This is a genomic window from Paenibacillus lentimorbus NRRL B-30488 (assembly GCF_000411595.1).
GTDB lineage: Bacteria > Bacillota > Bacilli > Bacillales > Bacillaceae > Bacillus > Bacillus velezensis.
Map to the genome: position 1 here is coordinate 354,854 of NZ_ANAT01000006.1, position 21,771 is coordinate 376,624.

The window sequence follows — 21,771 nt, forward strand, 5'->3', positions numbered from 1 at the left end:
AATTCCCCCTGGGTTTCTTTTTATTTAGATGTTTCGCTGACGGCCGTGACATTCCACGGACTGACCTCTTTGCCATTTTCAAGCACGAGCACGTAATTGCCGTTTGAATGCTTGACTGAATTGACTGGGCTTGTCTGATCCTTCCCGTCGCTGTCGCTGAATGTGACATTTTTGCCGATCCAGTTCACATACATCGTAAACGGATCTTGATTTTCTACAAATTTAGTCATCGTCGTATTCATATTCATCATTTGCTCCAATGAAGAAAATGTCGCCATCTGGCTGATGAATTCTTTGTCATCAACCGGATTGAGCGGGTCCTGGTTTTGAACCTGTGTCATTAAGATCTTCAGAAATTCGTCTTTCCCTAAATTCGTGCTGCTGTTTACTGCGGAGGTGCTCTTCGCGTTTGAAGTGGTTGAAGCGCCCGCCGCGGCATAATCCGAGTTTACTGATGTCAACTATTCTTCCTCCATTTCGTTGAGAGAAAGCTCCTCCAGCATATCTCCGAAATCGCCTGACTGCTGCTGGTTCTTCTGCTCTCTCTGTCCCTGATACTGCTGTTTATTGTGATCTGCCGTCTGCCCGTAAACAGGCTGCTGATCCCCGCTTTGAAGCGGGACTGTAAAACGGTCGACCTGGACCGACATATTCGGAAGCGACTGTTTCAGCTGAGGAAGATGCTGTTCCAGCAGCTCTTTCGCGGACTGGCTGGATGCGATTATTTTGCTTTGAAACATCCCGTTTTCGTTTGTCACCTTAATTGTGACAAATCCGAGGTTCTCGGGATTAAGACGAATCGTAAAGCTTCCGGTTGCTTTCCCGAAAGGCGTGTATTTCATCTGTTTCCATCCGCTGATGACCTGATCCGTTAACGGTTTATTTTCTGCCGGCTGCTGTTCAGCTCCTGCGGACGCTTGCTGAATGCCGGCAAGGCTTCTCGTTCCCGAAAACAGTATATGTGCAGACAATTTGCTGTCAGGCGCCTTTGCTTGAGAAACCGTGCCGCCGTTTTGCTGTTCCGTTTTCCCGGCTGACTCTTGGGATGATTCAGATGATTGAGATAACACAAAAGCTTTCAGCTCAGTTTCAGCCATATCCCATTCCTTTGTTCCCTTTTGAGAAAGGCCCGCAAGCTGCTCCGCGACGCTTTGAAAGCTCTTCAGCTCAGCGGCTGTCATGGCGTAAAGTTTAGATGCAGATTCGTTTTTCGGAAAAAATGTCTGCCGCAGGTCTTGAATCACGCGGTCCGGAACGCCTTGTTTTTTCAATGCCTCTAATAAACGGGCGCCTTCCCGGTAAACCGCCTTTGCCTGCGTGCTGTCCGGCAGTTCCTGCTGAGATGTGAAGAGCTGGGATACGGCTTCTTGAATGAAAAGCAGGCCCTTCTCAAGCGCATCCTTGACGGAATCCCCGTCTTTTGCGGAAGAATCCGGCTCATTCGTTTCAGGCTTCGCCCCCTGCTGTCCCGCTAACATGTCTTCAACGGATTCGGCAAGCTGTTTCAATAAAGGAAGAGCTGTTTCAGCCGTCTGCTTTCCTTCAAGAGCTTTTACCGCCTCAAGCAGCTGTTTAAGCTGCAATTCTTTATCTTCCGGGCCGGCTTTCAGCCAATCACCGATTTTCGATAGGGCATCATTCAGCTCTGCGTCACTTGTTTTTGTTTCATCTCCGGGCTGCCGGGGAGAAGTGATTTCCGACAGGAGCCAGTTCTGAAATAGACCTAAGCTGTTTACATTCGTCTTCACATTGCTGTTTTGCGCAGTCTGCGTACGATTACCCGTTAATTCAAGCAGCTTCAACTTACATCACTCCTTATTTCCGTCAGCGGATAGTTTTTCTGTATATTTAGCCGCTTGTTCAGGAGTCATTTTCGTCAAGATTTCAGCAAGCTGCTTTTTACTTAATCCATTTAAAATATCGAGGGCTTCTTTTTCTTTCAGCTTTACGATAATGCTTGCCGCTTTACCGCTGTCCATACTTTTATAGATGTTGATCATTTTATCTTTTCCGGCTGAATCCGAAGCGTCTTTTTTTGTTTCATCCGTCTTCGTTTTCTGCTGCTGTTCAGCTTCCTGTTTCAGTGAACGGATTTTCTGATTCAGATTATCGATTTCGGACTTGCTTGTGTCTAAATCTTTATTCAAAATGTTAATTTCACTTTTTTGTTCCTTTATGGTCTTTTCAAGAGAAGCCGTTCTGTCTTCCTTCTGCTTTTCCGCCGCGCTTTTCATTTCTTTCGTTTCGGGAACCAATTCTTTTAAAACAGGCGTTTTAGCGGCTGTTTCCTGAATCGGCTTCATCACATCAACGCCGGCAGCCCAAAGGATGATGCTTGCGACGATGATCAGAAAAATCAGCGGGATCATGATAAAAAGCAGGATTGAACCGAACTTTCCAGATCTCTTTTCTTTATCGGCCATTTTATTCGCTCCTAATGCCCCTGAATCATAAACTGCTTGATTGAAATGTCGTCCATTTCCCTCATCTCTGCAGCTTTGTCTTCAAGTGCGAACATATTAAATTGTTTTTCCCGCATTTTTTCAAATTTCTTTACTTCAATGTTTTTTTCGGTGAGCTGTTCCTGCTTCTCATTCATTTCATTTCGTTTCATGATGACAAGCTTTTGATAATGATAGATGGTGTTCTCAAGATTGGAAACGAATTGCTGATAATGTCTCATTTCCTGAACGCTCATCCCGCATTTCAGCTTTGATTCTTTGTCTTTTTCGAGCAATTCTTTTTTACTCATATTTTCATATAGTTTTTCAGCCACTGTCTCAAATTCAGAAACCGATTGTCTGTATTCAGTCAATGTTTGGTCTTTTTCATTTTCTTTTAATTCCAGCAGCTTTTGAAATCTGAATTGGTACGCCATGATGTTTATTCCTCATTTCCTGTCAGACTCGTCAATGCCGCAATGCTGTCTTCCAATTGAGCAGGTTCTTCCGTTCCTTGTTTTAAAAATTGAATAAGCTGCGGATAAAACTGAATCGATTCATCAATTTCTCTTGATGACCCTCTTTTGTAAGCTCCGATATTAATGAGATCTTCAGAGTTTTGATAAGTTGACAGAAGATCGCGGAATTTGTTGGCCGCCTCTATGTGCGCTGTGTCTGAAATATTAGACATGACCCTGCTGATGCTTTTCAGGATGTTCACGGCCGGAAACTGCCCCTTGTTGGCAAGCGCCCGGTCGAGAACGATATGCCCGTCTAATATTCCGCGCACCGTATCGGCAATCGGTTCGTTCATGTCATCTCCGTCAACGAGAACCGTATAAAAAGCGGTTATCGTTCCTTGTTCATTCGCGCCCGTTCTTTCCAGCAAACGGGGCAAAATAGCGAACACAGAAGGTGTATATCCTTTTGTTGTCGGCGGTTCTCCCGCTGCCAGGCCGATTTCCCGCTGAGCCATCGCGACCCTCGTGACGGAGTCCATCATGAACATCACATTCCGGCCTTTATCGCGGAAATACTCCGCAATGGCGGTGGCCGTATACGCCGCTTTCAATCGCATTAACGCAGGCTGATCAGAGGTCGCGACTACGACTATCGAGCGTTTCAGGCCTTCTTCGCCTAAATCCTTCTCAATGAATTCACGCACCTCGCGCCCGCGTTCACCGACAAGTGCGATAATGTTTAAATCAGCTTCAGTCTGCTTCGCAATCATTCCCATCAAGGTGCTTTTTCCGACTCCGCTTCCGGCAAAAATCCCGATTCTCTGCCCTTTTCCTACCGTCAGCAGACTGTCAATCGATCTGACGCCGACACCCATCTTTTCCCGTATCGGCGGGCGTTTCATCGGGTTTGGCGGCTGCTGTTCCGTCGAAACGGGGGACAAACCTTTCGGAAGCGCCCGGCCGTCAAGAGGTTCGCCGAACGCGTCGACAACTTGTCCGATTAAACCCGCCCCTACTTTGATACGGAGCGACTCGCCAGTGGCCTCCACAATGCTGCCCGGCGCGATGCTGGCCGCTTCCAGATAAGGCATTAGCAGAATGTTTTCATCCTGGAAGCCTACAACCTCAGCTTTAATCGCTTTTTTCGCATGGCCTTTCGGATAAATGAGACAAACATCTCCGATTGAGCTTTCGGGCCCTTTTGATTCAATCATCAGCCCGATGACCCGTTTAACCTTGCCGTAGCGTTTGTACGGATCCGCTGTTTCAATTGAGTCTATTAAATACTGTATCTTCATTGCTCCGCTCCCGCCTCAAGCGCCGTTAAAAGCTTTTGCTTTAATTGCATCAGCTGGGTGTCTATGCCTGCATCAACACGTCCGAACGGAGTTTCTATCGAGCACGTTCCCTTCGCGGCTTTTTCATCGGCATATAAGCTTAATCTGCATTCTTTGTATAACAGCTGCTGAATTTCGTCCATATGCTGATGAACCGTCTCATAATATTCAGGGTCCACATAGATGGAGATGTCATCATAATCTTTTACTTCGGCTACTACCTGTTTGACCAGCAGAAGGAAAGCCTCTTTATCGTCACTTTTTTGCCGCCATACTTTTTTAGCGAGCGCAACGGAAAGCTCAATAATTTCTTCCTCAGCGCTTTCCAGTTTTTCCTCGACTGACTGTCTCGCCATTCCCATAACGGCATTGGCCCGGCTGATGAGATTGGCATATTCAGCTTGAGCATCGGCTTTTCCCAATGCCATGCCTTCTTTATATCCTTCTGCCTTCGCTTCTTCCATCAATCTTTGTTTTTCTTCCGCCCAGCGGTTTTTCTCTTCTTCAATCTGCCGAAGAGTGTGATCCAATTGACTTTTCGCTTCTTCAGACACCCTGTCGGCTTCGGCCTTGGCAAAGGCCATGAGCGCCTCCGGATTTTCAAGTTCCTCCCGGTCTGGCTGGGAATGTGTTTTCCTGACTTCCTGCAAGGAAAGCTTGCGCCGTTTTTGTTCAGGAGAAAATGATGATTGCTGTTTAATGATATTAGACAATAATATCGTCTCCTCCGCCTCGCGCGATTACAATTTCTCCGGCTTCTTCCAGCTTGCGGACGACGCCCACGATTCTTGATTGCGCCTCTTCCACATCACGCAAACGCACAGGCCCCATAATTTCCATTTCCTCTTTAAACGTTTCAACCATACGCTGTGACATATTGCTGAAGACGATCTCTTTGACTTCCTCGCTCGCAACCTTCAATGAAAGCAGGAGGTCATCGTTTTCAACGTCTCTGATCACGCGCTGAATCGCACGGTTATCAAGAGTGACAATATCTTCAAAGACAAACATCCGTTTTTTGATTTCATCCGCCAATTCAGGATCTTGGATTTCTAATGAATCAAGGATCGTTTTTTCCGTTCCTCTGTCTACGCCGTTTAACACTTCAACAACGGCTTCTATGCCGCCGGTCTGCGTATAATCCTGCGTAAAGGAGGAGGACAGCTTTTGTTCAAGGACCCGCTCCACTTCATTTATGATTTCGGGAGACGTTCTGTCCATAACCGCAATCCTTCTTGCCACTTCAGCCTGAACGTCCGGGTTCAGCTCAGACAAAATCTGTCCGGCCTGAACCGGGTCAAGGTAGGATAAAATCAGCGCCATCGTTTGCGGATGTTCCTGCTGAATGAAATTTAAAATCTGTTCGGGCTCCGCTTTTCTCGCAAAATCAAACGGCTTTACCTGCAAAGAAGAGGTGAGCCTGTTTAAAATGCTTACCGCCTTGTCTTCTCCGAGCGCTTTTTCAAGCACTTGACGGGCGTAATTTAAACCGCCTTGTGAAATATAGTCCTGAGCGATTGCGATATTATGAAATTCTTCAATGATTTCATCTTTTCTTTGATGATCGACGCTTCTGACTCCCGAAATCTCGAGAGTCAATCTTTCAATTTCTTCTTCAGACAAATGCTTGTACACAGAAGCTGATACATCAAGGCCTAAGGAAATCATGAGGATGGCTGCTTTTTGTTTTCCTGTAAGCTTGTTCTGATCACGTTTCGCCATTTTCCATTCCCCCTAATCCTCGTCCAGCCAGCTTCGAAGCAATTTAGCAAAGTCTTCCGGTTTTCTTTAGCCATTTTTTCAAGCTGTTTTCGTCTGACTGTTTCTTCCGTTTCAATTTTCTCTTCGTTGATATCAGGCAATCGAACCGGCTCCGGCGGTGTTTCATATTCATATTCTTCGTATTCATCCTCTTGTGAGCGTTTCTTTCTGATGAGGAGAATAATAAGCAGAATAATGGCCGCAAGCAGTACGCCGCCTGTAATGTATACCCAGATCGGAAGACCTGAAGATTGTGCCGAATCTGTGTTCAGGCTTGTTTTTCCGTCAAACGGCTGAACGGATACAACGATTTTATTGTTGATATCATTGTCTGTCAGGTTTTGATTTTGCGTTTCGTTTTTATCAAGAGACGTTCTGACGACCGTTCCTAAAATCTTCTGTATATCAGCCTGTCTCTGTGCTGATAAGGAAGCGGCATTTTTCGGATTAGGCGGCTCCACCATGACTTGAATGCCTAAATCACGCACTTTATACGGGCTTTCCGCGATTTCTTTATGAATGCGGTTGACTTCATAGTTGATTTTATTGCTGCTTTTTTCGTAGTCCCCGCTGTTTGAACCGCCGTTTGTCTCGGCATAGTTCGCGGTGTCATTGCTTCCCGTTCCGGCCGTGCCGCCGTTGGCCGCGCCGTCGCCTTTATACGTTTCCGCAACTTTTTCGGCGCTTACCGCTATGCCTTCCATGTTATCTTTATCGACAGGTTCGACAGTGTCTTCAGTGCGTTTTTCCTTCGTGAAGTCAATATCCGCCGTCACGGAAACAACGACCTTATCCTGCCCCATCATTGTGCCGAGCAGTGACTGAACATGTTTTTGAATGTCCTTTTCGACCTGCGACTTAATACCTTGCTGAGAAGCATAACTGTCAGAAACGGACCCTGCACCGCTGTCACTTTTGTCATAATATGTAGAATTTTGATCCATTATGACGATATTATCTTCTTTTAAGTTCGGAACACTTTTAGAAACGAGATGGTACAGCCCGTTGATCTGGTTTTGATCAAGCGAGTAGCCCGGTTTCATCTGCAAAACGATGGATGCGGACGCTGCCGGCTGATCTTCACCGACGAACACGGCTTCTTTCGGCATATTGATCATGACCTTCGAGTTTTTAATACCGTCCATTTCATTTATCAGGTTTGACAATTCGGTCTGAGTCGCCTCAACCTTTAAAACGTCAAACTCATTATCTGTCAGGCCGAAGCCCGCATTTTGTCCGAAGAACGAATAATCAATTGATCCCGTTTTCGGCAGGCCTTCCGCGGCAAGCTGGACTTTAAGCGAATCCACTTGGCTCTCAGGAACCTTTATGACCGTGCCGCCGTCAGCAAGTTCAGAAGACACCTTTTTCGTATCGAGCTCTTCTTTAATCTTCCCCGCTTCTTCCGCGGACAAATCTTTATAAAGAGGCACCATCTTTTCAGACGAAGTAAAAATAATAACGACGATGAGTAAAATAATGAATGCGGCCAAGCCGCTTACCATGAGTATCTTCTGTGTTTTTGATCTGTTGTTCCAAAACGCTGCCGTTTTGGTTTTCATTTGCATTAGAGTACGATTCATGTTAACCCCCGGTCATTCCAGTCATTCTCTTCAATCTGACCACTACATCTGCATTCTCATGATTTCCTGATAGGCTTCCACGGCTTTATTGCGGAATTCGGTAGCGGCCGTCAGAGAGATATTTGCTTTTTGGGCAGCGATCATGACCTCGTCAAGGTTTACATCCTTTCCTGCAGCCAGTTCGTTCGTTATTTGGTCAGATTTTACTTGTGACTCATTTAACGAATCAATAGAGTTTTTTAAAAGCTCCGAAAAGCTTGTTTGGTTTGAAGAATCAGTTTTTTGAGTTTGGTTTAATTGATTCGTTACGTTTTGAGTGTTTTGGGTTTGTTGAAGCTGAAAAGGAGTAATAGCGTTAACCACTTACATCACCTTACTTTCCGATTTCTAAAGCCTTCAAAAGCATGCCTTTGGAGGCGTTTAATGCAGTTACGTTTGCTTCATATGATCTCGTGCTGCTGACAAGATCCACCATTTCTTTTAATGGGTCTACATTTGGTTTTTGTACATATCCGTCTTTATTCGCATCAGGATTCTCCGGATCATAAACGAGATTAAAAGCGGACGGGTCTTCCGTAACGCCAGATACCTTTACGCCATTTCCCGCGCTTCCTGTTCCGTTCATCTTGGAATGTAAAAGGGACGAAAATGATTCGCCTCCGGATTGGAGAGATACCAGCTTTCTTCTGTAAGGCACCCATTCGCCATTTACCTGCTTCGCTCTCGTTGTATCCATATTGGCCAGGTTGGACGATACGACGTCCATCCGGACACGCTGTGCAGTTAAAGCGGAGCCCGAAATATTTAAGCTTTGAAAGCCACTCATTATTTTCCTCCTGTCAAGACGGTTTTCAGAGAATTGAATTTGCCGCTCATTCTTTCAACCAAAGCCTGATAATTAATTTGGTTTTCGGCTAAATCTGTCATTTCTTTGTCGATATCGACATTGTTTCCGTTTTGCTGGTACGATGTATCACTGCTGGACACGATAGAATAATCGTCCCCTGAACCCGTAAAGTCAACGTGCCGATAGTCGGTTTTTACCGCCTCAAGATTGGATGTTTCCTGATCTAACAAATTTCGGAAAGAGACTTTTTTGCCTTATAGTTCGGTGTATCTATATTGGCGATGTTATTAGTTAAGACTTTTTGCTTAATGTCCGCTCTCCCCAAGGCATTCTCAAGATTTTGTATAGTTCCAGAAAATAAGTCCAAATCCACTTACCTCCATTTCAGATATTTTTCTCCTAAAAATCCTTGTCGAGAATTGTAAAACCATATGCTTATTGTAAGAAATAACAGGCTTAAAGTCTATGAAGTTAGGCTAAAAAAAAGTGCTCAATTATATCTATTTTGCATGTGGGTATTAAGTCCTAGAGTATTTGGACTACAAGCATTTGTTTAATATAAGACTGAAAATAGCAGAATTTCTGTATCTTCCTCCTTTTTTCACACAGCAAGATGGATTATCTCAGATCAGCTTCCAATAAGCAACTTTAAACTGCAACTTTTCACCTATTGTCCATAAAAAAAGCAGGACCCCCATTTTCAGGGATCCTGCTTTTGTCTTAATGAGATTTAAGGTTTTCCAATTCAATAAGGAATTTGTTGTTCAGAACTTTAATGTACGTCCCCTTCATTCCCAGTGATCTGGATTCAATGACGCCTGCGCTTTCCAGCTTTCTCAGCGCGTTAACGATTACTGAACGCGTAATGCCGACACGGTCCGCAATCTTACTTGCCACAAGCAAGCCTTCGTTTCCGTCAAGCTCTTCAAAGATATGCTCAATCGCTTCAAGTTCACTGTAAGACAGAGAACTGATCGCCATTTGAACAACCGCTTTGCTTCGCGCCTCTTCTTCGATTTCTTCCGCTTTTTCTCTTAAAATCTCCATTCCTACAACGGTTGCCCCGTATTCAGCAAGAATGAGATCATCATCTTCAAATTGATCCTGCAGACGGGACAGAATCAGCGTGCCCAGTCTCTCTCCTCCGCCGATGATCGGCACGATCGTTGTTAAGCCCGCTTGGAACAGGTCTCTGTTTTCCACAGGAAACGCAGTGTATTCGCTGTTGATATCAAGGTTTGAAGACGTCTCCGGAACATTGAACAGATTTCTCGTGTACTCTTCCGGGAACTGGCGGTCTTCAAGCATTTTTTTCATGCGGTCATTTTCAATCTGCTGATTAATAGAGTAGCCCAAAAGCTTTCCTCTGCGGCTGACGACGAAAATATTAGAATCAATGACGTCACGAAGCGTTTCAGCCATTTCTTTAAAGTTTACGGGTTTGCCTGCCGCAGCCTGCAGCATGCTGTTAATAATTCGTGTTTTTTGTAGTAAAGCCATGATAAATAATCCTCCTAGAATTCCTCTTATTAAATTTTCACAATATAAATTGACTTAGATCTTTGTTGTTTGCAATCGTTCCGAGCTTTTCTTCAACGTATTGCGGCGTGATGGCGACTTTTTCCATCGTCACGTCCGGCGCTTCAAACGACAGGTCTTCCAAGAGACGTTCCAATATCGTGTGAAGCCTTCTCGCTCCGATGTTGTCCGTGTCCTGATTCACATGATAAGCCACTTCGGCGATCTTACGAATAGCTTCGTCAGAAAATTCAAGAGATATACCTTCTGTCTGCAATAAAGCCTGATATTGTTTTAACAGCGCGTTATCGGGTTCGACGAGAATCTTCACAAAATCATCCACCGTCAGCTTGCTCAATTCTACACGAATCGGAAAGCGGCCCTGCAGCTCCGGAATCAGATCAGACGGTTTGGCCATATGGAATGCCCCGGCTGCGATAAACAGCACGTGATCTGTTTTGACGGAGCCGTATTTCGTGACGACGGTAGATCCTTCGACAATCGGAAGGATATCTCTTTGAACGCCTTCTCTCGATACATCAGCTGAGGAAGAAGCCCCTCCATTTTTTGCGATTTTATCTATTTCGTCAATAAAGATAATGCCGCCCTCTTCAGCTCTTAACACGGCCTCTTGGCCGACTTCATCCATATCGATTAATTTGCCTGCCTCTTCATTGGTCAGAACCTTCCTTGCTTCTCTGACCGTCATTTTGCGGCGTTTTTTCTTTTTCGGCATCAGATTGCTCAGCGCATCCTGCATATTCATGCCCATCTGCTCCATCCCGGAGCCTTGCAGCATGTCAAACATCGACGGCTGCTGCTCTTCCACCTCTACGGAGACGTAATGGTCTTCGAGCTCTCCCAATGCGAGCTGATGCGCCATGCGTTTTCTTTTTCTTCAAGGCTTGCTTCTTCCTGCTGGTCGGCTTCATCATCATTTGCCGTCTGGCTTCCTCCGAAAAGCATTTCAAACGGATTTTTCACACCCGCTTGTTTTTTCTTTCCCGGAACGAGAAGCCGCACTATACGTTTGTTTGCATTTTCTTCAGCCTGTTCTTTCACTTCGCTGATTTTTTCTTCTTTAATGAGCCGCACGGATGTCTCAACAAGGTCTCTGACCATTGATTCGACATCTCTGCCTACATAGCCGACTTCTGTAAATTTTGTCGCTTCAATTTTTATAAATGGCGCACCGGTAAGCTTGGCGATCCGTCTGGCGATCTCTGTTTTCCCCACCCCGGTCGGGCCCATCATCAGGATGTTTTTGGGAACGATCTCGTCTCTCAGTTTTTCATCAAGAAGACTTCTGCGATAGCGGTTTCTTAATGCCACGGCGACAGCTTTTTTCGCATCCTGCTGTCCTACAATGTATTGATCCAACCGATCTACGATTTGTCTCGGTGTTAACGGTTTGTTTTCCATGCGCCTCAAGTCCTTTCTATTCAAGTTCTTCCAAAATGATCTGATCGTTTGTGTACACACAAATCTCGCCTGCGATTTTCAAAGCGGCTTTTGCAATATCTTTGGCGGACAGATTCTCTCCGGCATAGGTTTTCAGCGCTCTTCCTGCTGACAGGGCGTAGTTTCCGCCGGAGCCGATTGCCAAAATGCCGTCATCCGGCTCAATCACTTCACCTGTTCCCGATACGAGAAGCAAGGTATCCTGGTTCATGACAATCAGCATGGCTTCCAGCTTGCGCAGCACTTTATCGCTGCGCCATTCTTTCGCAAGCTCAACCGACGCACGTTTTAAATTGCCGTTGTATTCTTCAAGCTTCGCCTCAAACATTTCAAAAAGTGTGAAAGCGTCTGCAACAGATCCCGCAAATCCGGCCAGAACCTTTCCGTTAAACAGCTTTCTCACTTTTCTCGCAGTATGTTTCATGACTACAGCCTGACCGAATGTGACCTGGCCGTCTCCTGACATAGCGCTTTTCCCGTTATGCTGGACGGCAAAAATCGTTGTCGCATGAAAAGATGACATGAGAAGGGCCTCCTTTTAATTTTCTTTAAAAGCTCTCGGGTGGTGGGACATATATGTGTTTCTCAGCATTTCCTTCGATACATGCGTGTATATCTGCGTAGAAGACAGATTGGAATGGCCCAAAAGCTCCTGGACGCTTCTTAAATCAGCCCCTTCATTCAGCAGATGAGTCGCAAACGTGTGCCGAAGCATATGCGGGTGTATATGTAAAGTGCCGGATGCTTTTTTTACAAGCCCGCTTAAAATATACCGGATTCCTCTGGCGGTCAGCGGGCCGCCTCTTTGATTGACAAACAGCACATCATGAGGCTCTTTTGCTTTTTCAAGCAGGCACTGCCTTCCGCTGTTGATATACAGCTCCAGCGCATCACGGGCATATGAGCCGAACGGGATATAGCGCTGCTTCTTGCCTTTCCCGTGAACGAGCACCGTATCCATGAACAGGTCAAGATCGCCGACAGTGAGCGTACAGCACTCACTGACCCTCATTCCGGTCGCATAAAGAAGCTCAAGCAGGGCCTGATCGCGCATCCCTGACGGCTGACTTCTGTCTGAGACAGCGAATAGCTCCTCAAGTTCTTTTTCATAAAGAAACTTCGGAATCCGTTTCTCTTGTTTCGGCAGATGAACAAGCTGAAACGGATTCTCTTCAACAAGCTTTTCCCTCATTAAAAATTTATAGAAGCTTCTCAAAGCTGAAATTTTCTTGCTGATTGTTTTTCTTGACAGGCCTTTTTCATAAGCCTCTGTCAAAAATATTCTCACATCATGATATGCAGCTTCTTTCATTCCATTTATATTTTGAGCATGCAGAAACATCCCAAATTCTTCAATCGAATTAACATAATTCACAATAGTATATTGTGAATAATTTTTTTCAATTTGTAAATATTCAACGAATAACTTTAAAAAAAGTTAACATTCTCAGTCATTATGAAGACCTCCCTCTCCGAAGGGCTTTTAAATGGTATCATATAATGCATCGAAGTTGCAATGAAAAGCTATATCGTTTTCGAAATAGTTTGAATAGTCTCAATTGCGCGTTTAGCGTATTCTTCATTTCGTTCTTTTTGTTTTTAATTTTTACAGGCAATTCTTTTAAGAGGCCGAAGTTTGCATTCATCGGCTGGAAGTTCTTCTGATTTGTCGTCGTAATGTAGTGAGCCATGCTTCCGATCGCCGTCTCCTGCGGGAATGTCACAAGATCCTGACCGAGCACAAGTTTGGCGGCATTGATTCCCGCTACAAGACCTGAAGCGGCAGATTCAACATAACCCTCTACACCGGTCATTTGGCCCGCGAAAAACAGATCGTTCCGCTGTTTAAATTGATATGTCGGGTTCAAAAGGCTCGGCGAATTGATAAATGTGTTTCTGTGCATGACGCCGTATCTGACGATATCAACATTTTCAAGGCCGGGGATCAGTTTAAGCACTTCTTTTTGGTCTCCCCATTTTAAATGTGTCTGAAAACCTACAATATTATAAAGCGTTCCCGCCGCGTCATCCTGTCTGAGCTGAACGACTGCATAAGGGCGCTTGCCTGTTTTCGGATCTTCCAGTCCGACCGGTTTCATCGGTCCGAACAGCATCGTTTTCTTGCCTCTTTTCGCCATGACTTCAATCGGCATGCAGCCTTCAAAGAAGATTTCTTTCTCGAATTCTTTTAAAGGAACCGTCTCAGCCGTCGTCAATGCTTCATAGAAACGGTCAAACTCTTCCTCTGTCATCGGGCAGTTTAAGTATGCCGCTTCTCCCTTGTCGTAACGGGATTTTAAGTACACTTTCTCCATATCAAGGCTGTCTTTTTCGACAATCGGCGCCGCCGCGTCATAAAAATACAGATACTCTTCTCCCGTGAGCTCTTTCAGCTGCTGTGAAAGCGATTCTGACGTAAGCGGTCCGGTCGCGATCACCGTCGGGCCTTCCGGAATCTCTGTTACTTCCTCAGTAAGAACCGTTACGTTCGGATGGTTTTTCACGAGATCCGTCACGCTTTGCGCAAATTCATGGCGGTCAACTGCAAGCGCTCCCCCTGCGGGAACCGAGCATTTATCAGCAGATTGAATGATTGCTGAGTCAAGCGCCCGCATTTCTTCTTTTAATACGCCTACCGCATTGGCGAGTGTATTTGAACGGAGGGAGTTGCTGCATACCAGTTCAGCGAATTTATCAGTATGATGGGCTGCCGTCTGCCTGACGGGCCGCATTTCGTATAGTTTTACTTGAATTCCTCGTTTTGCAAGCTGCCATGCCGCTTCACTTCCGGCAAGGCCTGCTCCGATTACATTAACTGTTTGCTGGTTCATTTCTTTTCATCTCCTGTTGTTTGTCCCTTCCACACAAAGAAGGTGAGCAAGGCTCTGCTCACCGCTACTTCTGTGGTTCTTCCTTATAATCGCATTCGACGCATTGGACTTGTATGCCTTTTTTAAGCTTTTTCTCTACGAGCATATTTTCACATTTCGGGCATTTTCGTTCAATCGGTTTGTCCCAAGATACGAAGTCGCATTCAGGATAACGGTCACAGCCGTAAAAGACGCGTTTCTTTTTTGATTTTCGTTCGACAATGTTTCCTTCATGGCACTTCGGACATTTTACGCCGATTTGTTTGACAATCGGTTTTGTATTCCGGCAGTCAGGGAAGTTGGAACACGCCATAAATTTACCGTATCGGCCCATTTTATAAACCATCCGGGAGCCGCATAATTCACAATCTTCATCTGCGTATTCAGGTTCAATTTCCACTTCTTTCATTTCAGCTTCCGCTTTTTTCACGCGTTTTTCGAAATCGGTATAGAAGCTGTCAATGATTTGAACCCATTCTGTCTGGCCATCTTCAACATGGTCAAGGTCTCTTTCCATTTTAGCCGTGAATTCAACGTTGATGATTTCCGGGAAAAACTCCATGATAAGATCCAGCACGATCTGCCCAAGCTCAGTCGGCACAAACCGTTTATTGTCTAATCCCACGTAACCGCGGCGCTGGATGGTGTCAAGAGTCGGCGCATATGTCGAAGGACGGCCGATCCCCAGTTCTTCAAGCGTTTTAACCAGGCGCGCCTCTGTATAACGCGGAGGCGGCTGAGTAAAGTGCTGCTCAGGCTCAATATCTTTCGATAAAACCGCGTCTCCCTCTTTAAGGTCCGGAAGCATGCGGTCTTTTTCTTCCAGCTGATCGTCTTTACCCTCTACATAGACTTTCATGAAGCCGGCGAATTTGACTTTACTTCCGTTTGCCCGGAATGTCAATCCGTTATTGCTGAGATCGACACTCATCGTATCAAGGACGGCAGGCGCCATCTGGCTTGCAACAAAGCGCTCCCAAATCAGCTTGTATAGTCTGAGCTGGTCTCTTCCAAGCACCGCTTTTAAGTCGGCTGGTTTTCTGAGCACTGAAGTCGGGCGGATCGCTTCGTGGGCATCTTGAGCGTTTTCATTTTTCTTTGCCGGTTTCCGTTTTCCCGCTAAGTACTCTTTTCCGTACGCCTGATCAATAAAAGCTGATGCCTCTTCAACGGCTGTATTGGAAATCCGCGTTGAGTCCGTTCTCATATACGTGATGAGTCCGACTGTCCCTTCTTTGCCGAGATCAATTCCTTCATATAATTGCTGAGCGATCATCATCGTTTTCTTCGCTCTGAAATTCAGCTTCCTGGCAGCCTCCTGCTGAAGAGTGGACGTTGTAAACGGCAGAGCGGGATTTCGTTTGCGCTCTTTTTTCGTCACCTTGTCAACTGTATACTTATTGCCTTTCAGCTGAGCAAGGACGGCTTTTACGTCTTCTTCGCTTTTTAAAGGAAGCTTTTTGCCGTTTTTCCCGAAAAATCCGGCTTCAAACGTCTCTTTTCCCTTTAAAAATGAGCCGGTAATCGTCCAGTACTCTTCAGGTTTAAAGTCATTGATTTCCTTTTCCCGGTCGATGATCAACCGGAGCGCAACGGATTGCACACGGCCCGCACTGAGGCCTTTTTTTACTTTTTCCAAAGGATCGGGCTGATTTTGTATCCGACGAGTCTGTCTAGTATGCGGCGCGCCTGCTGCGCATCGACAAGATCCATGTTAATCATGCGCGGATGTTTAAATGATTCTTTAATGGCGTCTTTCGTTATTTCATTAAAGACGACCCGGCAGTCCGAGCTGAGATCCAGATCAAGACTGTGTGCGAGATGCCATGCAATCGCTTCCCCTTCTCTGTCGGGGTCAGCCGCGAGATAGACTTTTTTTGCTTTCTTTGCCGCTGTTTTTAATTCTTTTAAAACAGGGCCTTTTCCGCGGATCGTAATATATTTCGGTTCAAAGTTCTGTTCGATGTCAACTCCCATTTGACTTTTCGGAAGATCCCGGACATGTCCCATTGAAGCTTTGACTTTATATTTCTTCCCTAAATAACGTTCAATCGTTTTCGCCTTTGCCGGCGATTCCACGATGACTAGATAATCAGACATTTTCATCCCCCTCAAGAGGTGTTCTCTCTCTTTTCAAGTATCAATTCATTTTAGAGCTGCCTTTTTATGGCTTTCAACATTTCATTCTTTATGATGAACGTCATTTTATACATGAAAATAATATGCAACTTTAAATCCTCACTATTATTAAATATTACAATACCGTTTGTCAAACGATATTTCAAAAGGGTTCCGTATACTGAACGCATCGGGCGGTCAGCTCTCCGTCAATATCCTCTGCGCATAATACAGCTTTCGCCCCTTCTTGAATGAGTTTTATAGGTCCTCCGGAATATGGATTAAATATGGAACCTGGAACGGCAAATACCTCTCTGCCTTGATCGAGGGCCTGGTAAGCTGTGATTAATGAACCGCTTTTTTCTTTTCCCTGTACGACCACAATTCCTTCACTTAGTCCGCTGATTATGCGGTTTCTCATCGGAAAATGCCATTTTTTCGGCTTTGTTTCAGGAGGATGTTCTGAGAGTAGGAGATGGTGTTCAGCCATGTATTCTGCTAACAGGAGATTTTCCCGGGGATAGATGTGATGGAATCCGCCGGCTATCACGCCGATCGTAAGCCCTTTTGCCCTGATGCTCGCCTTATGAGACAATCCGTCTATACCGGATGCAAGCCCGCTTACAATGACCCAGCCTTTTTTTGAGAGTTCGGCGGAAAGATGCCCAGCCGCTTTTATTCCGTCTTCCGTCGGTTTCCGCGTTCCTACAATCCCGATTTTTCTGCCTTTTTCAAGAAGCGGCGTGTTCCCTTTTGCATACAAGACAGCCGGCGGATCATAAATCGCTTTAAGCCATGTTGGGTAGCGGCTTGATGAAATCGGAATGACAGTAATGCCTTCGCGGCGGTAATCGGACAGAACTTCATCAAGTTCCGGATCCTTGCGCTCTATTTCCCGAAAAATTTCTTCCGGGGCTGTTTTCCCTTCTGATAAAACAGTTAATGGATGCGGATCCGGTAAAAAAGACAGAGAGTGATCAGCTTTCCACCATTTTAATAGAAGAGACGGGGAAATGATTTGATTAATACTGCAGACCATTAAACAGCGCGATGCTTGATCCAAATCTGGCAACCTCCTCTTTTTTCAGCAAAAACAGGAACAGCCGTTACGGCTGCCCCTGCTTCGATCAGTGCGTTTTGCACGTTTCAAATAAGCCTTTTTCTTTTAACACCTTAATCAGCGTTTCACCCATTACAGAAGGGGTTTCCGCGACTTCAATTCCGCAGGCGTTCATCGTTTTGACTTTTTCTTCTGCCGTGCCTTTTCCTCCGGAGATGATGGCGCCCGCATGGCCCATGCGTTTTCCCGGAGGCGCGGTTTTACCGCCGATAAAGCCGACAACAGGCTTCGTCATGTTCGCTTTCACCCACTCAGCCGCTTCTTCTTCAGCTGTGCCGCCGATTTCTCCGATCATGATGACGGCATGTGTTTCAGGATCTTCATTGAACGCTTTTAACACGTCAATAAAGTTCGTGCCGTTGACCGGATCGCCGCCGATCCCTACAGCGGTAGATTGGCCTACGCCTGCTTCTGAAAGCTGATGGACGGCCTCGTATGTCAATGTTCCTGAACGGGATACAACGCCTACATGGCCCTTTTTATGAATGTATCCCGGCATAATGCCGATCTTGCATTCTTCAGGTGTAATAACACCCGGACAGTTCGGCCCTATTAATCTCGTTTTCTTGCCTTCCATAAAGCGCTTCACTTTCACCATGTCCAAAACCGGAATGTGCTCAGTGATACAAATGACAAGGTCAATTTCCGCGTCAACCGCTTCCATAATTGCGTCCGCCGCAAACGGAGCCGGCACGTAAATGACTGACGCATCAGCGCCCGTTGTATGAACCGCTTCTGCGACCGTATTGAATACCGGTACGCCTTCCGCTTCCGTTCCGCCTTTTCCAGGTGTTACACCGCCAACGATATTCGTGCCGTATTCCAGCATCTGCTTTGTATGAAATAAAGCGGTAGAACCTGTAATCCCCTGTACAATAACTCTTGTATCTTTATTGATAAAAACACTCATTATCTGGTCCCCTGCCTTTCATTCTTTCCTAAACTAAGGATACGATTTTCTGTGCGCCGTCTGCCATTGATTCCGCAGATGTGATGTTTAAGCCTGATTCATTCAGGATTTTCTTTCCTAAATCTACGTTTGTCCCTTCAAGGCGCACGACCAGCGGCAATGTCAATCCGACTTGTCTCGTCGCTTCAACAACACCCTCGGCGATGACATCACACTTCATGATGCCTCCGAAAATATTAACGAAAATTCCTTTTACGTTTTGATCGGAAAGAATGATTTTAAAAGCTTCCGTCACTTTTTCTGCGGTTGCGCCGCCCCCGACATCAAGGAAGTTTGCAGGTTCTCCGCCGTAGTGTTTAATGATATCCATTGTAGACATTGCAAGACCCGCGCCGTTTACCATACAGCCGATATTTCCATCAAGGGAAATGTAGCTTAAATCGTATTTTGACGCTTCGATTTCTTTCGGATCTTCTTCATCTAAATCTCTGTATTCCATAATGTCTTTTTGTCTGTATAACGCATTGCTGTCGAAGTTCAGCTTAGCATCCAGCGCCATGACGTTTCCGTCCCCCGTAACGACGAGAGGGTTGATCTCGGCGATGGAGCAGTCCTTCTCAACAAATGCTTTATATAAACCGAGCATAAATTTAGCGGCTTTGCCGACTAGCTCTTTCGGGATGTTAATTGCGAACGCAATTTCCCTTGCCTGATAGCCCTGAAGGCCGACAGCCGGATCAATTACCGCTTTTTAATTTTTCAGGTGTTTTTTCCGCTACTTCTTCAATCTCAGTTCCGCCTTCTTCAGACGCCATTAAAACGATTCTTGAAGTAGCGCGGTCAAGTACAAGCCCGACATAGTATTCCTTTTTAATATCGCAGCCTTCTTCAATAAGTAAGCGTTTTATTACTTGTCCGTCCGGACCCGTTTGATGTGTGACGAGCGTCTTGCCTAACAGTTCTTCGGCATACTCTTTCACTTCATCTTTTGTTTTTGCAATCTTTACCCCACCAGCTTTGCCGCGGCCGCCAGCATGGATTTGCGCCTTTACGACATAAACCGAGCTTGACAGGCTCTCTGCTTTTTCAACTGCTTCCTCTGCTGTAAAAGCCACTTTACCTTCAGGAACAGACACCCCGTATTTTCTGAGGACTTCTTTTCCCTGGTACTCATGGATATTCATTTCCCATCCTCCTAACTTATGTAGCAAAACTAAAAATAGACTGCGCTTTCATTCTATATAATACTGGAAGAATTGTCTAGGGTTCAAAACAAAATCTTTATATCCTTCCAAACATTCTAACTTTTATTTTATTGAAAATATAAATTTAAACGGAGTCCGGGAAATGAATGGTCCTTATTTTTCGTTTTTCAGGGTTTCGTCCAGTCTGTAAACAAATGAAAAAATTTCGGCAACGGTTTCATAGAGCGCCTCCGGTATCTGATCGTCAACCGTCAAATGGCGCATTAATTCGACAAGGGTTCTGTCTTCCTGAATGGGGACCCCAGCCTTCTCAGCTTCTTTTATAATATTTTCCGCCACATGCCCCCTGCCTGTTGCGACAACCTTCGGGGCTTGGTCTTTCTGCCGGTCGTAATGCAGGGCGACAGCTCTTCTTAACGGCGTTTGCTCTTTCATATTTTCACATCCACTTTTCTTCCGCCGTCTTTTTCTATAAACTCTTCCACAAGAGCGCTCTGGTCTTTCGGGCGCCGTTTTTTAGACGTGACGCCTGACAGGCTGAAGCCCGTTTCTTTTACGGCTTCTTTTAAAGCCGGTACGAGAGGGTCGATGGCCGCCTGAAGCTCAAAATCAGTCTCAACCGTAATGGTCATTACATTTTGCTGAATCATGCAGTCCACAACGGTTTCTTGCAGTGTTTCAAGATGCAGCAAAAACAGGAGCCTGCAATGTGACGGATCAAGTTTTCCGTCCGGCTTCTTCCGTCCTTTAAAGAGAACTGTGATATCATTCTCATACGCGGACGCTCCCAGCGGAAATGACAGCACCATCTGCGTAAAGGAAGGGTTATGCTGCTCAATAAACAGCTGGCCGTTTAATTTATGAATAAGCGGTTCCGCCTCTTGTTTAACGGATTGGGGCGCTTCTTGAAGCGTCCGGACGGCTTGGAGGGCCGTTTTCAGCGCTTGTTTCTCCGGCTGCGGAGATACGCCTTTTTCAAGCGCTGTAATGAATGATAATTCATCACGCGTGCCCAATCCTTTTTTGATTTTCTGCAAAAGGCTTAATACATCATGTTTTTCCGCATATTTCAATTCGGTGAGCTGAACGGCTTTTTCGAAAACAGCCGCCTCCTGTTCTGTCAGATGTGCGTTTTGAAGAACAGGTGCTGTTTTAAATGTTTTTTCTTGAGAAATGAAAGCCTTAATGATCTCCGCCGTTACTTTTACAGGGCGGTTTTCAGTTTTTTCTGCCGATGTCATTAATTTCTCTATAATCTGTTTTGCCGTTTTTTCAGGAAGTTCCGGATCTGTCCGCGCACTCGGAGGAGAAGGTTGGCTTGAGACTGCCTTTCCGTTTTCACGAGTCTCCCGGACAAATGGTGATTGTTTTGATTCCGTCCGTTCTCCTTCATCCATCAGCCCGGTTTCTGAGATCGGCATGCGTGCAGCCCCGGCAAGCTTCTTCAAGAGACGTTCTGCATGAAGATCCGTTTCCGCGTTTAACACGTCAGAAACCGCCTCTTTGAGCACAGACAGCTCTTTTGCCGATTGCGGAGCCTGATTGATTGCCTGAAGCAGTCCTGAGAGGAGGCGACGGGTCGGAACCGGATATTTAACGGCATGAATGGCTGACAAGACTTCCGGATGTGCGGGCAGTTCCCGTTTCAGCGCAAATACGATTGTTTCCGCCGCTTTTTTCAATTCGGCGGCCGGAAGCGATTCAGCCCAGCGGATGCAGGCTTTGAGACTGTTTTCCGTCATCGGCAGCTTCTGCTGCATAAACGTTTCGGCAATCTGCAGAGACACAGGGCCCGGTTTGACGGAAAGAGCGTTTAACAGTCTACCCGCCGCTTCCTGAACGGTTTTCGGGCTTCCTTCGAATTGGTCGATGACATGAAGCCGGCCCGTTTTTTCCGCCGGCTGTTTGTCATAAGAAAACCAGTAATACGCCTGCGGTCGGAGGGCGGTTTCAAGCTTTCCCTGCATCGTCCGGCCGCCGATCTGGATAAGAGCGCTTTGATCGTCCAGCAAACGGAGAACCTTCCCTAACAGCAGCCTTTGAGTACCGCTGTCTTTACCGCCGTCCTGCCGGTCCGTAGGGATTTCCGCCGTCAGCTGTCTGAAAGCCGCTTGGATTTCGCCGCTAATGTTCATGTCT

General features: G+C 45.8%; 16 protein-coding genes and 6 pseudogenes. All 22 read right to left on the minus strand.

The features are described 5' to 3' along the window. Positions 1–20 precede the first annotated feature (20 nt). The 22 genes and pseudogenes from flgD to D368_RS04485 all read right to left on the minus strand — a co-directional run bounded on the left by flgD (position 21) and on the right by D368_RS04485 (position 21,767). Entirely contained in the window at positions 21–461 is a 441-nt protein-coding gene (gene flgD, locus D368_RS04380) for a flagellar hook assembly protein FlgD (RefSeq protein ID WP_003154247.1), read from the minus strand. Continuing rightward, positions 462–1,802, minus strand: a complete 1,341-nt coding sequence (locus tag D368_RS04385) for a flagellar hook-length control protein FliK (protein WP_128574583.1) — start codon at positions 1,800–1,802, stop codon at positions 462–464. A 6-nt stretch (positions 1,803–1,808) separates the two neighbouring features. Next, positions 1,809–2,423, minus strand: a complete 615-nt coding sequence (locus D368_RS04390) for a MotE family protein (RefSeq protein ID WP_015388236.1) — start codon at positions 2,421–2,423, stop codon at positions 1,809–1,811. A gap of 11 nt (positions 2,424–2,434) precedes the next feature. Continuing rightward, entirely contained in the window at positions 2,435–2,878 is a 444-nt protein-coding gene (gene fliJ / locus D368_RS04395; protein WP_003154253.1) for a flagellar export protein FliJ, read from the minus strand. Between the two features lie 5 nt (positions 2,879–2,883). Then, entirely contained in the window at positions 2,884–4,200 is a 1,317-nt protein-coding gene (gene fliI / locus D368_RS04400) for a flagellar protein export ATPase FliI (protein ID WP_128574584.1), read from the minus strand. Next, positions 4,197–4,952, minus strand: coding sequence for a flagellar assembly protein FliH (gene fliH / locus D368_RS04405; protein WP_128574585.1), 756 nt, complete (start codon positions 4,950–4,952; stop codon positions 4,197–4,199). Before fliH ends, fliI begins: the two co-directional genes overlap by 4 nt. Further along, on the minus strand, positions 4,945–5,961 hold the full coding sequence (gene fliG, locus D368_RS04410) for a flagellar motor switch protein FliG (protein ID WP_003154256.1): 1,017 nt from the start codon (positions 5,959–5,961) through the stop codon (positions 4,945–4,947). The genes fliH and fliG overlap by 8 nt, the downstream gene beginning before the upstream one ends. 12 nt (positions 5,962–5,973) lie before the next feature. Then, a pseudogene (gene fliF / locus D368_RS04415) lies at positions 5,974–7,583 on the minus strand (flagellar basal-body MS-ring/collar protein FliF). Between the two features lie 42 nt (positions 7,584–7,625). After that, on the minus strand, positions 7,626–7,946 hold the full coding sequence (gene fliE, locus D368_RS04420) for a flagellar hook-basal body complex protein FliE (RefSeq protein ID WP_007409777.1): 321 nt from the start codon (positions 7,944–7,946) through the stop codon (positions 7,626–7,628). A 10-nt stretch (positions 7,947–7,956) separates the two neighbouring features. Continuing rightward, the gene (flgC, locus tag D368_RS04425; RefSeq protein WP_003154259.1) at positions 7,957–8,409 is read right to left on the minus strand and encodes a flagellar basal body rod protein FlgC; all 453 of its coding nucleotides are present in this window, start codon (positions 8,407–8,409) and stop codon (positions 7,957–7,959) included. After that, a pseudogene (flgB, locus tag D368_RS04430) lies at positions 8,409–8,797 on the minus strand (flagellar basal body rod protein FlgB). The gene flgC and the pseudogene flgB overlap by 1 nt, the downstream one beginning before the upstream one ends. A 353-nt stretch (positions 8,798–9,150) precedes the next feature. Then, positions 9,151–9,930, minus strand: a complete 780-nt coding sequence (gene codY / locus D368_RS04435; protein ID WP_003154263.1) for a GTP-sensing pleiotropic transcriptional regulator CodY — start codon at positions 9,928–9,930, stop codon at positions 9,151–9,153. A gap of 37 nt (positions 9,931–9,967) precedes the next feature. Beyond that, positions 9,968–11,370 (minus strand): annotated as a pseudogene (gene hslU / locus D368_RS04440) (ATP-dependent protease ATPase subunit HslU). 16 nt (positions 11,371–11,386) lie between these two features. Beyond that, on the minus strand, positions 11,387–11,932 hold the full coding sequence (hslV, locus tag D368_RS04445; RefSeq protein ID WP_003154267.1) for an ATP-dependent protease subunit HslV: 546 nt from the start codon (positions 11,930–11,932) through the stop codon (positions 11,387–11,389). Between the two features lie 15 nt (positions 11,933–11,947). After that, on the minus strand, positions 11,948–12,814 hold the full coding sequence (gene xerC / locus D368_RS04450) for a tyrosine recombinase XerC (protein WP_050436825.1): 867 nt from the start codon (positions 12,812–12,814) through the stop codon (positions 11,948–11,950). A gap of 119 nt (positions 12,815–12,933) precedes the next feature. Further along, a pseudogene (gene trmFO, locus D368_RS04455) lies at positions 12,934–14,240 on the minus strand (FADH(2)-oxidizing methylenetetrahydrofolate--tRNA-(uracil(54)-C(5))-methyltransferase TrmFO). Between the two features lie 64 nt (positions 14,241–14,304). Continuing rightward, positions 14,305–16,379, minus strand: a pseudogene (topA, locus tag D368_RS04460) (type I DNA topoisomerase). Between the two features lie 181 nt (positions 16,380–16,560). Further along, on the minus strand, positions 16,561–17,460 hold the full coding sequence (gene dprA / locus D368_RS04465) for a DNA-processing protein DprA (protein ID WP_094246940.1): 900 nt from the start codon (positions 17,458–17,460) through the stop codon (positions 16,561–16,563). A gap of 64 nt (positions 17,461–17,524) precedes the next feature. Continuing rightward, positions 17,525–18,427, minus strand: a complete 903-nt coding sequence (gene sucD, locus D368_RS04470; protein WP_003154281.1) for a succinate--CoA ligase subunit alpha — start codon at positions 18,425–18,427, stop codon at positions 17,525–17,527. Positions 18,428–18,455: 28 nt separating this feature from the next. Then, positions 18,456–19,611: pseudogene (gene sucC / locus D368_RS04475) on the minus strand (ADP-forming succinate--CoA ligase subunit beta). Positions 19,612–19,785: 174 nt separating this feature from the next. After that, entirely contained in the window at positions 19,786–20,067 is a 282-nt protein-coding gene (locus D368_RS04480) for a FlhB-like flagellar biosynthesis protein (protein ID WP_007409769.1), read from the minus strand. Beyond that, on the minus strand, positions 20,064–21,767 hold the full coding sequence (locus D368_RS04485; protein WP_128574586.1) for a glycosyl transferase: 1,704 nt from the start codon (positions 21,765–21,767) through the stop codon (positions 20,064–20,066). The genes D368_RS04480 and D368_RS04485 overlap by 4 nt, the downstream gene beginning before the upstream one ends. Positions 21,768–21,771: the final 4 nt, after the last annotated feature.